8 protein-coding genes and 2 tRNA genes are annotated in these 11,549 nt (G+C 44.3%); 1 reads left to right on the forward strand and 9 read right to left on the reverse strand.

Annotated features, from left to right (window positions below; genetic code table 11):
• Positions 1-203: 203 nt before the first annotated feature.
• From nrdA to msrB, 9 genes are all read right to left on the reverse strand, one after another.
• Complete coding sequence (gene nrdA, locus IM753_RS11940) at positions 204-2,480, reverse strand: class 1a ribonucleoside-diphosphate reductase subunit alpha (protein ID WP_194109371.1); 2,277 nt, start codon at positions 2,478-2,480, stop codon at positions 204-206.
• Positions 2,481-3,058: 578 nt separating this feature from the next.
• Positions 3,059-3,688, reverse strand: coding sequence for a DUF2057 domain-containing protein (locus IM753_RS11945; RefSeq protein ID WP_194109372.1), 630 nt, complete (start codon positions 3,686-3,688; stop codon positions 3,059-3,061).
• Between the two features lie 74 nt (positions 3,689-3,762).
• On the reverse strand, positions 3,763-4,530 hold the full coding sequence (locus tag IM753_RS11950; RefSeq protein WP_194109373.1) for a DnaA ATPase domain-containing protein: 768 nt from the start codon (positions 4,528-4,530) through the stop codon (positions 3,763-3,765).
• 107 nt (positions 4,531-4,637) lie between these two features.
• Complete coding sequence (locus tag IM753_RS11955) at positions 4,638-6,134, reverse strand: SulP family inorganic anion transporter (RefSeq protein ID WP_065256414.1); 1,497 nt, start codon at positions 6,132-6,134, stop codon at positions 4,638-4,640.
• 141 nt (positions 6,135-6,275) lie between these two features.
• Entirely contained in the window at positions 6,276-7,373 is a 1,098-nt protein-coding gene (locus tag IM753_RS11960; protein WP_194109374.1) for an AI-2E family transporter, read from the reverse strand.
• A gap of 806 nt (positions 7,374-8,179) precedes the next feature.
• Positions 8,180-8,256, reverse strand: a tRNA-Asp gene (locus tag IM753_RS11965).
• Between the two features lie 39 nt (positions 8,257-8,295).
• Positions 8,296-8,371: transfer RNA gene (locus IM753_RS11970), tRNA-Val, on the reverse strand.
• A gap of 186 nt (positions 8,372-8,557) precedes the next feature.
• Positions 8,558-9,037, reverse strand: coding sequence for a glutathione peroxidase (locus IM753_RS11975; protein ID WP_062499742.1), 480 nt, complete (start codon positions 9,035-9,037; stop codon positions 8,558-8,560).
• 33 nt (positions 9,038-9,070) lie between these two features.
• Positions 9,071-9,493, reverse strand: a complete 423-nt coding sequence (gene msrB / locus IM753_RS11980) for a peptide-methionine (R)-S-oxide reductase MsrB (RefSeq protein ID WP_062499744.1) — start codon at positions 9,491-9,493, stop codon at positions 9,071-9,073.
• 408 nt (positions 9,494-9,901) lie between these two features.
• Between msrB and IM753_RS11990 the strand changes: the two genes are divergently transcribed.
• Complete coding sequence (locus tag IM753_RS11990) at positions 9,902-11,488, forward strand: aminotransferase class I/II-fold pyridoxal phosphate-dependent enzyme (RefSeq protein WP_083108283.1); 1,587 nt, start codon at positions 9,902-9,904, stop codon at positions 11,486-11,488.
• Positions 11,489-11,549 lie beyond the last annotated feature (61 nt).

Here is an 11,549-nt window from a genome sequence, read left to right on the forward strand (position 1 = left end):
CGTCCAAATTTTGAAATATATTTCTATTTAACAATTCCGATTTTTCATTAAAAAGGTGCGTGGTACGCACCTTACCATACGACAAATAAATTTTTAAAATTTAGCATTGGTGAAATTGGGGTTAATTGACTATATATTTGCCAACGCTTTGACAAGTCAAAAAAAATAAGCCCAAATCCATGAGCTTATTTTTATGTTATTCATTATAATTTACACGCCCCGCCTGCACAGCCGTCATCTAACTCGCCTTGGCTGTCGTCTGCTCCGTCTCGGGTATTATGATAATACAGGGTTTTTACGCCCAGTTTATAAGCGGTGAGCAGGTCTTGAATCATGATTTTCATGGGGACTTTTCCGCCTTCAAACTTACTAGGGTCATAATTGGTGTTGGCAGAGATGGACTGGTCGATGAATTTTTGCATGATACCAACGAGTTTTAGGTAGCCGTTATTGTCAGGCATTTGCCATAATAGCTCGTATTTATTTGCTAGGTTTTCGATATCAGGCACGACTTGTTTTAAAATACCGTCCTTTGACTGCTTGACCGACACCAAGCCCCGTGGCGGTTCGATACCGTTGGTGGCGTTGGCGATTTGGCTGGATGTCTCAGATGGCATGAGAGCTGACAGGGTGGAGTTACGCAGACCGTGCTGTTTGATGTTGGCACGCAGGGCTTCCCAGTCTAGGTGTAGTGGCTCATTGTAGATGTTATCCAAATCCGCCTTATAGGTATCAATCGGCAAAATGCCTTGGCTGTATGTCGTCTCGCCAAAGGCAGGGCAAGCCCCTTTTTCTTGGGCAAGTTTGTTCGATGCTTCTAATAGATAATACTGGAACGCTTCAAAAGTGCGGTGAGTTAGTCCAATCGCCCCCATGTCCGAGTAGCGTGTGCCGTTTTTGGCAAGATAATAGGCGTAGTTAATCACACCCACACCGAGTGTACGGCGGTTCATACTGCCATTTTTGGCGGCGATGACAGGGTAGTCTTGATAGTCAAGCAAAGCGTCCAACGCACGCACGATAAGCTCGGCAGGCTCTTTCATCTCTTCTAGTTTGTCAATCTTGCCTAGGTTGATGGCGGACAGCGTACATAGGGCAATCTCGCCATGCTCGTCATTGATGTTATCAAGCGGTTTGGTGGGTAGGGCGATTTCCATGCATAGGTTGGACTGGCGAACAGGGGCAACAGACGGGTCAAAGGGGCTGTGCGTGTTGCAGTGGTCAACGTTTTGGACATAGATACGCCCTGTGCTGGCACGCTCTTGGAGCATGAGACTAAACAGCTCGCGAGCAGGGATTTTGCGTTTGCGAATGCTCTCGTCATTTTCATATAAGGTGTAGAGACGTTCAAACTCGGCTTGGTCAGCAAAAAATGCGTCATAAAGCCCTGCCACATCAGACGGGGAGAATAGGGTGATGTCTTCGTTTTTGATGAGTCTGGTGTAGAGTGTTTTGTTAATCTGTACGCCATAATCCATGTGGCGGACACGGTTGTCTTCGACACCACGGTTGTTTTTTAGGACAAGTAAGCTCTCCACTTCTAAATGCCACAGCGGATAAAATAAGGTCGCTGCCCCGCCACGCACACCGCCTTGCGAGCAGGATTTGACCGCTGCTTGAAACATTTTGAAAAAGGGAATACAGCCCGTGTGCTGAGCTTCACCGCCACGAATGGGTGAGCCCAACGCACGAATCGCCCCTGCGTTCACGCCAATACCCGCACGCTGTGAGACGTAGCGGACGATGGCGGATGTGGTGGCGTTAATGCTGTCTAGGTTGTCGCCACATTCGATGAGTACGCATGAGCTAAACTGACGGGTGGGGGTACGCACGCCTGACATGATGGGGGTAGGCAGTGAGATGTAGAAGTTGGATGTGGCGTCATAAAAACGTTTGACATAGTCCAGTCGCACCGCTTTATCATAGTTGGCAAATAGGCACATGCCGACCAAAATATACAAAAATTGGGGGCTTTCATAGACTTTTTTGGTGACACGGTCTTGGACGAGATATTTGCCCATCATCTGCTCAACCGCTGCATAGGCAAGGTTCATGTCACGTTCGTGGTCAATGTAGGCGTTTAGCTCATCAAATTCGGCACGGTCATAATCTGCCAAAATATGTTTGTCGTATTTGCCCATTTCGGTCAAGCGGGCGACATGGTCATACAGATGTGGCGGTTCATAGTCGCCATAGGCAATCTTGCGTAGATGGAAAATGGCAAGACGAGCCGCCAAATATTGATAATCAGGCGTTTCGGCTGAAATCAAGTCTGCTGCTGCCTTGATGATGGTCTCATGAATGTCACGGGTAGCAATGCCGTCATAAAACTGAATGTGTGATTTTAGTTCTACTTGCGACACGGAGACATTGTCTAGCCCTTTGGCTGCCCATGTGATGACCTTGTGAATCTTGTCAAGGTTGATGGGTTCAAAGGTGCCGTCTCTTTTTTTGACTTTGATTTGGTCGATGTGTGTCATAAAATCACCCGTTTGTTGTAAATTGTAAAAAATTACCAAATCTCAATGACTTAGCGATTTTTCTATTTAAAAATTAATCACTAGATGTAGTAATGCATTTCTAAGGTAGCACAATATAGCCTAAAAATTTTTAAAATACTAGCTTGTATTTTGTGCCAATCTGTGATTTTATCATTTTAGCCAAACTTGAAAAACGTACAGAAAAGACAGGGTAAGGCTTTGGGGCTTGTCAAGAGATGGATAAAATTTTTTAAGAAAATTTTGTAAAGAAATTGGGTAAAATTTAATCAATTTGTTAGACAGGCGATTATCATATTTTTGATAAATTTTATAAAAATTATAAAAAACCAACCAGTCGGATTTTTAAAATTTATTTAACATAATCCATTTTTTAAATTCTTATTTTGAAAAGAAAAATGCACGTCAAATCAATCATTATATTTTTAACCATAGAGAATTGTTTTTTGCTTAATTTCAAAATCATCTCCTTGGCGTATGTAGTTTATAGCCAACAAAAAAGCCGTCCAAAGACAGCTTTTTTAAAATACTTTTAAAATACTTAAACCTTAACCAAGCCCTCATTTTTCAACCCATTGGCGAATTTTTTCACGCTCTTCGGGCGTGGCATTGAGCCACAGTTGCATAAAGCCGTCTAGGTTGTCCTTAGGGGTGACCATGGTTGGGGCGGTAGGCTGCGTGGGGGCTTGGTTAAGGGCGGCGATGGCTTTTTGGTTGGCTCGGGTGGCGTCATCACGACCGAACAGTCCGCCAATGCTGTCGCCCAGTGTTGATAAAATGCCCGTGCGACTCTCTACGGTCTGCTCAGAAGCCAACACTTTGCCATTTTGGCTGATGGCAAGGGTAGGGGCTTTGGCGTATTCTTTGGCATCTCTATAATTGTTTGGCTGATTTGGCATGACCAGCTGATAAGCTTGGTTGTCCGCTAGGTCGGCGGTGATGGTAACGTTACCTGATTTTAGGTAGTCATGCTCGCCACGGGGCAAGTCAAATAAGCGGTCATAGCGAGCGGTGATAACATGGCGACCAGCGTCAAGGGTGAACTCACGTCTAAGTGGTTGCAAAGCCCCGTGTTTAATCTCTTGCCCGTTGATGGCGGTTACTTTGATATGCTCATCCACATTCAGACGTACCTCGGCAAAAGCAGGGGTAGCAAGTGCGATGGCAAGCAGTAGGCTTAATTTTTTCATGGTATTTCCTGTTGGGTGGGTGGAAGTTGGAAAAAGCGGGGAAACGCTAATTATTTAAAATTAGTAAAGCAAAATCAGTCGCTCATGTCATCGATGTAGTCACCGAGCTCCAAAAGCAGGGTCTCTTTATCGATGATTTTTTTGGTGTCTTCTAAGGTTTTTTTGCTTACGGGCGTGCGTGCCAATCGTGTGAGTAGGGGCGAGATACTGTCTAGCACGCTCATCATGTCCGTGGCATTATAAGGGCCATCACTGACCAGATATTCAAAAATAACAGGGGGCAGTCGCCAGTTTTTACGCCTTAGAATGGACTTTAACATTGCCTCACGGTCGGCAAGGTTGTCGCCATCGGGCAGTTTAAAGGCAGGGGCGAGCGACAGCCGTGTGAGTAGGTCAAGCAAGTTGATGTCTAACTCACGAGCAGGGTCGTTGGCTAGGAACACGAGCTGTTTTTGTTCACGTCTGACTTCATTTATCAGATGAAACAGCCCCTCTTGCCATTCATGACTGCGTGCTACTGCCTCGACATCGTCTAATATCACAAGGTCAAACAGCTGTAAGCCTTGTAGGGCGGACGCATCATCGCCCTCGCTCTCTATCATTTTGTCAAGCGATAGACTGATGGCGGTTTTGCCTGTTTTGGTGTATTCGTTGTAGATGGCGAGAGCGAGATGGGATTTGCCAGAGCCTTTTTTACCATAGATAAAGATTTCGGGCAACTCGCCTTGGCAGAGCTTTTGGGTGGCGATGATGACTGCTTGATAGCCCACGGACGTAAAATCCGAAAGCCGAGATTCCTCTTGTACATCAAGGTCTAGGGCGGACTGAAAAAGGTCGGTCATGTAAGCTTGGTATCCAAAAGTCTGCTAGAACCGCTCAGCGGTTTTCAACTGATTTAAAAATGTGCTATATATACCAAATTTTTGGCGGTTTTGCAAGTCATATCGCCTTAATGCTCAAAAATAATATCCTTGCCATCATGTTTGTCATGCACGCCAAATTTATCCACCAAGGTTTTGCTGGCTTCATTTAGCCCAAAGACTTCCACCGATACGCCTTTTTTGCGGTATTTCATGACGATTTTGTCAAGGGCGGATACGGCTGTTACATCCCAAAAATGAGCATAAGTCAAATCAATGCTCACCGCCTTAACAGGCTTATCAAAATCAAACTGAGCGACAAATCTATCAGCACTGGCAAAAAACACCTGCCCCACCACGCCATAGGCGAGCGTGGTCTCATCTGGCGTGGGCAAGGATTGTACCGACATAAAGCGACCGATTTTATTGGCAAAAAACAAAGACGCAAGTAGCACGCCCGCCCCCACGCCAAGGGCTAGATTGTGGGTATATAGCACGATGGCGACCGTGGCAATCATGACGACATTAAAGCCCAAGGGGTGCGTTTTTAGCTCTTTGACCGACTGCCAATTAAACGTGCCGATGGACACCATAATCATCACCGCCACCAGTGCTGGCATAGGAATGACACTTAGCACATCGCTCAAAAACACGACCATAATCAGCAAAATCACACCCGCTAAAAACGTGGATAGACGTGTGCGACCGCCTGATTTGATGTTGATGACCGACTGCCCAATCATCGCACAGCCTGCCATGCCCCCAAAAAATCCCGCCACAATGTTGGCGACCCCTTGCCCTTTGCATTCTTGGTTTTTGTCGCTTGTGGTGTCGGTCATCTCGTCCACGATGGTTGCCGTCATCAAGGATTCAAGCAGACCCACCGCCGATAGGCTAAGTGCATACGGCAAGATAATCCACAATGTTTCCAAATTCAAAGGAATGTCAGGCAACAAAAACACAGGCAACGTATCGGGCAACTCACCCATATCGCCCACCGTCCGCACATCAAGTCCCATCATCACGCTGATGATGGTCAAGGTGACAATGGTAACAAGGGGTGATGGCAGGATTTTGCCAAGCTTGGGAACGTAAGGAAAAGCATAAATAATTCCAAGCCCAAGTGCAATGAGAATATAAGTTGCCATGCCACGCCCCAAAATCTCAGGCAGTTGTGCCATAAAAATCAGTATCGCCAATGCATTGACAAAGCCCACGACCACCGCACGGGCGACAAATTTCATGAGATACCCGACTTTTAAAAAACCAAAAATGATTTGTATCACGCCTGTCAGTAGCGTGGCGGCGAGCATATATTCTAGCCCATGATTTTTGACAAGACTTGCCAAAACAAGTGCCATCGCCCCTGTGGCTGCCGAAATCATGGCAGGGCGACCACCAAAAAAGCTAATCATCACCGCAATGCAAAAGGACGCATACAGCCCCACTTTTGGGTCTACCCCTGCAATGATAGAAAAGGCAATCGCTTCTGGAATGAGTGCAAGGGCGACTACAAGCCCTGACAGCACATCGCCACGGACGTTTGAGAACCATTGGTCTTTGGTAAAGTGGTTAAGAATATTCATCGGTTAAGTCAGTACAGTATCAAAAAACCGCCTATTATAGCGTATCTGCCACCTAAACCCAAATAACCGCCCAAAAAAATAATGGCAAAGACAAACCCTGCCATTATTTATTTTTTAAAAACTCGATAGTGGTTTAAAAATTCACCACAACGTCAGCTGTTTTTGCCCTTTATACCAATCGCTATCCAGATAAGCACAGTACGCATGATGAAACAGGACATTTAAAATCGCTGAGACGGGCAGGGCGATGAGCATACCGACAAAGCCAAACAAAGACGCCCCTGCCAACACCGAGAAAATCACCCACAATGGCGACAGTCCGATTTTATCGCCGAGCAGTAGGGGTTGTAACACATAGCCTTCCATTGCTTGACCGACCATAAACGCCCCAATGATAAGACCGATATAAATGGGGTCAAAACCAAATTGGAACAGCCCCACGACAATCGCCGCAATAATCCCCACACCAAAACCCAGATACGGCACAAAACTTGCCACGCCTGCCCCGATACCGATGAGTAGTCCGAATTTTAGTCCGATGAGTTGTAGTTGTATGGCATAAATCGCCCCAAGCAGTAACATGACACTAAGCTGACCTTTGATAAAGTTCATGAGTGTGGCATCGCAGTCTTTGGCGATTTCTAGGGCTTTTTTCTGATAGGGTTTAGGCATGGCATGTAGCCACACATCCAGACGTTTTTGCCAGCCGATGAGAAAATAAAACGTCAATATCGGCACCATTACTGCCATGCCAACATTATTTGCCACCATGATGCCTGAGCTTAGCACTTGTTTGATGAGTGACTGGGCATCTGCCACCTGATAATTTTTCTGAGCGTATTCAATGAGTGCATTTGAGATGACATCAACTTCAAGCGGCATGGGACGTCCGCCCATGTGCTGACTTATCCATGTTCTTGCTGTGGTGTTATACCACTCTACAAGCAAGGGTAGTGACTCCCACGCCAAAGTGATTTGTTGCCACAATACGGGCACAAACCACACAACCAACGCCCCCGTCAGTAGAATGCTGGCAAAATACACCACCACAATGGCAAGCATGCGATTCATGTAACGAGCCAATCGTGTTACCAACGGGTTTAGCATGTATGCCAAAATAAACGCCGCCACAAAAGGCAAAATCACCGCACGCATGAGATACAGGGCGTACAGAAAAATCACCCAAAACAGCACAATCAGTATTCGGCGAAAAAAGGGGTCAAGGGTACGATGTCGCATGATAAAATAGCACAAAAAAGTGGGCAAATATCCGCCTATTTTATGCTATTTTTACCAAAAAGGTAAGTTATTTATGATGAATTTTGTAAAAATAAATGATAGGGCGTGCTGAACATTGATAACATTTTTATAAATAGACTTCTTTCCAAACCCTGATTTTTATGGATTTTTAAAAACTTCAACCCCAATACTTATAAGGGTTTATTTTTAGTTTGGAAAGAGATTTAATATAATCAAAGAACTTTAAAATCACCACAAATTTATGATGTTTGGGTGTAGGGGCGCGCTGAGCACGCCTATAAAAATCGCTGTGTCATCAAAGGATGTGCGGAGCCAGTCCTACAAAGCTTGTGGTAAATATCAAATTCGTTGGGTGTAAGATGAAAATTTAATGTTTTAAATCAATTTTTGCATGAAAAAATGGCTATCTGACCACTTAATTTAAAAAATTAAGTAAAACTCTTAAAATTTACCCAGTTAATTTTTGAAAGATTTTTTGAAAATTTATTGGCAAATAATTGGGGCGTGTTGAACATTGATAACATTTTTATAAAATAAGATGAAAATTTAACGCTTTTATCAATTTTTGCATGAAAAATGGCTAAATCTTGTTTTTCATCGTCAAAAACTTGTCTGATAGAAGACTCACAGCCTTTGTTTTTTCCTTGAAAAACGTGCGATTTTTCTCATTTTTCATTGCAAATACCAAAGTTCAACACGCCCTGATAAATAGACAGGCAAAAGACATAAAAAAATCCCTAAGTCAGGGGAGACTTAGGGGATAAACTGGAAAAACCAGTTAAAAATGGCGCAGCGGACGGGACTCGAACCCGCGACCCCCGGCGTGACAGGCCGGTATTCTAACCAACTGAACTACCGCTGCTAAGGTCACTAATCTTTTTTAACCATAAAAGATTTAAAATGGTGGGCGGTAACGGATTCGAACCGCTGACCCTCTGCTTGTAAGGCAGACGCTCTACCAACTGAGCTAACCGCCCGAACTTAACTTACTTAACTCTTTAAACAAATAATTTAAACCATGTTTATTTGTTATGTATGTCGTTCGTTGTGGTGCGTATTATATAGATTTTTTGGTGGGTGTCAAACACTTTTTGCAAAAAATTTTGAATTTTTTTATAAGTGTTTGATTTTTATTAAATTAAAAGCTATATAAATTTGCCAATTTAAGCCAATGCTTTGACAATATCATCTTCCAAACTCTCAGGTTTGGTGGTGGGGGCGTAGCGGTCTAGCACCTTGCCATGACGACCGACCAAAAATTTGGTGAAGTTCCACTTGATTGCATCGGTCAAAATTCCGCCTTGCTCGCGCTTTAAAAACTCAAAAATCGGGTGAGCGTTGTCGCCATTGACATCAACCTTGCTCATCATCAAAAAGTCCACGCCATAGTTCATTTCACAAAAACTTGCAATGCCAGTTTCGTCATCGGGTTCTTGTCCGCCAAACTGATTGCAAGGAAAGCCGATGACAACCAAACCTTTGTTATGGTATTTTGCGTGTAATTCTTGCAAACATGCAAGCTGTGGCGTAAATCCACATCTGCTGGCGGTATTGACAATGAGCAATACTTTGTTTTTAAAATCGGCAAAATTAACCACATTGCCACGAATGTCGGTGGCGGTAAAGGTGTAAATGGTTGTCATAGATTTTCCTAAATTATTGATAATTATAACAAATTATTGATTTTCAAGGTGAATGGACGCTGAGTTAATGCAATATCTCATGCCTGTGGTCTCTCTTGGTCCGTCTGGAAAAACGTGTCCCAAATGTCCACCACAATTGGTACAAGTCACTTCAATACGTCTCATGCCGTGCGACAAATCAAGCGTCTCGGTCAGGGCGGTATCACTGATTGTTTTGTCAAAACTTGGCCAGCCACAGCCTGAGTGGTATTTGTTATCGCTGTCAAACAGCTTGGCATTACAGCCCTTACAGCGATACACGCCCTTATCAAACACATCGGTATAAAGACCAGTAAAAGCTCGCTCGGTGCCTTTTTCACGCAAAACATGATATTCATCATCGCTTAGGCGGTTTTGCCAGTCTTGTTCGGTTAATTGGGCGATTTCATCGGGGGTTAGGGTGTTGTCAGATAGCATAAATGTTTCCTAATCAAAAATGCAAGTGTAGCATAATTTGACACGGTGGCAAATTGGCTTTTTGTAACGGCTTTTTGGTGGTAAAAGGGTAGGGCTTGGGGTATAATGAAAATAAACACAAAAGGTAGCATATGTGGCTAAAATTACTTCCTTATATCCAATTTATTTGCTTTATTATCTTTGTTATAGGGGTAATAAAATATGCAATTAGAACAAAGACATTTTTTATCATGCCAAACATGAAACACCCAAAACACACCAAAGATGAAATTATTTTAAGCGCTTTTGGACTGCTTGGCTTTGTTATTAGCAGTAATTTAAGGGGATTTTTGGACATATAACAAAATCGCTTGCAAAATCCCCCAAACAGGCGTATGATAATTGCAACTTTTACTTGCAATGACCGCCATGACCACCAACACCCACCCACCAAATACGCCCACCACGCAGGGCGAACGCCTAAAACAGCTTAGAAAATCCTTAGGATTATCCGCCCAAACCCTAGCCGATAAGTTAAACGCCCACGGTGCGTCCGTCAGTCGTGGGGCGATTGCCAATTGGGAATGCGACAAAAATGGCATCACAAGTAGCAAGCTCCCCATTGTCGCCCAAGTGCTAGGCACGACCGAAAACTATCTTTTGACAGGCAACGTATCGGCAAATCCAACCGCCAATAACGCCAGTCAAGAGATTGATTTTCAAGAGATTGATTTACAAGACAATTTATCAAATTCACACAATCATTCTCACAAGGTAGCCCTCATGAAGCCTTTAAAAAAATCCGCCAAACTTGCCAACGTCTGCTATGACATTCGTGGTGAACTTTTGCAAACCGCCAACCGCATGGAAGCCGAAGGTCAGCGTATCATCAAGCTAAACATTGGCAATCCTGAACCCTTTGGGCTGTTGCCCCCTGATGAGATTGTGCAAGATGTGGCGATGAACTTGCATAATGCGTCTGGTTATTCGGATTCCAAGGGGATTTTTTCGGCTCGTAAGGCGATTTTGCAATATTATCAAGCCAAAGGTCTGCTGTCGGCGACTGATGTTAATGATGTGTATATTGGTAATGGCGTGTCGGAGCTGATTGTCATGACCTTGCAAGCCCTGCTTGATGACGGCGATGAAGTGCTTATCCCTATGCCTGATTATCCGCTATGGACAGCGTCCGCCAACCTAGCTGGGGGCAGGGCGGTGCATTATCGCTGTGTCGAAGAAGACAACTGGCACCCCGATTTGGCGGATATTGAGAGTAAAATCACCGACAAAACCAAAGCCATTGTTATCATCAACCCCAACAACCCCACAGGGGCGTTGTATAGCAAGGAAATCTTAGAGCAGATTGCCGATTTGGCAGTCAAGCACGGCTTGGTTATCATGGCGGACGAGATTTATGACCGTATTTTGTATGATGATGCCGTGCATACGCCCATGTGTACGATTACCGATAAGACGCTCGTTTTGACGTTTAATGGCTTGTCAAAATCGCACCGCATTGCAGGCTATCGCTCGGGCTGGGTTATGTTGTCGGGCAAAAAAGACCATGCAGGCGACTTTATTGAAGGCTTGACCATGCTTGCCAGTATGCGACTGTGTGCCAACGTGCCTGCCCAATACGCCATACAGACGGCAATGGGCGGTTATCAGTCCATGCAAGCTCTGACCGCACCGACAGGGCGACTGTACAAACAGCGTGAAATGGCAGTCTCTCGCCTAAATGCCATTAAGGGCATTAGCTGTACCAAACCGCAAGGGGCGTTTTATTGCTTTGCTAAGATTGACAGAGATATCTATCCCATTGAAAATGATATGAATTTTATGATGGATTTACTTATCCAAGAAAAAGTTCTAATGGTGCAAGGCACGGGTTTTAATTGGGATAAGCCCGACCATTTTAGGGTGGTATTTTTGCCCAATTTGATAGATTTAGAAGATGCGATGGATAGGCTGGATAGATTTTTTGCCAATAAACGTAAGGAATTTGGCACGGAATAGGGTAGGGTACAAGGAAAACCGCTCAAAGTGAGCTAAGTCGAACCATAACAGTTTTCCCTAA

This window comes from Moraxella sp. K127 (assembly GCF_015223095.1).
GTDB lineage: Bacteria > Pseudomonadota > Gammaproteobacteria > Pseudomonadales > Moraxellaceae > Moraxella.

Excerpts from the sequence above, each read along its gene's own strand:
- nrdA (WP_194109371.1), bottom strand. The coding sequence starts at position 2,480 with ATGACACACATCGACCAAATCAAAGTCAAAAAAAGAGACGGCACCTTT.
- IM753_RS11960 (WP_194109374.1), bottom strand. The coding sequence starts at position 7,373 with ATGCGACATCGTACCCTTGACCCCTTTTTTCGCCGAATACTGATTGTG.
- msrB (WP_062499744.1), bottom strand. The coding sequence starts at position 9,493 with ATGCTATCTGACAACACCCTAACCCCCGATGAAATCGCCCAATTAACC.
- IM753_RS11950 (WP_194109373.1), bottom strand. The coding sequence starts at position 4,530 with ATGACCGACCTTTTTCAGTCCGCCCTAGACCTTGATGTACAAGAGGAA.
- IM753_RS11975 (WP_062499742.1), bottom strand. The coding sequence starts at position 9,037 with ATGACAACCATTTACACCTTTACCGCCACCGACATTCGTGGCAATGTG.
- IM753_RS11955 (WP_065256414.1), bottom strand. The coding sequence starts at position 6,134 with ATGAATATTCTTAACCACTTTACCAAAGACCAATGGTTCTCAAACGTC.
- IM753_RS11945 (WP_194109372.1), bottom strand. The coding sequence starts at position 3,688 with ATGAAAAAATTAAGCCTACTGCTTGCCATCGCACTTGCTACCCCTGCT.
- IM753_RS11990 (WP_083108283.1), top strand. The coding sequence starts at position 9,902 with ATGACCACCAACACCCACCCACCAAATACGCCCACCACGCAGGGCGAA.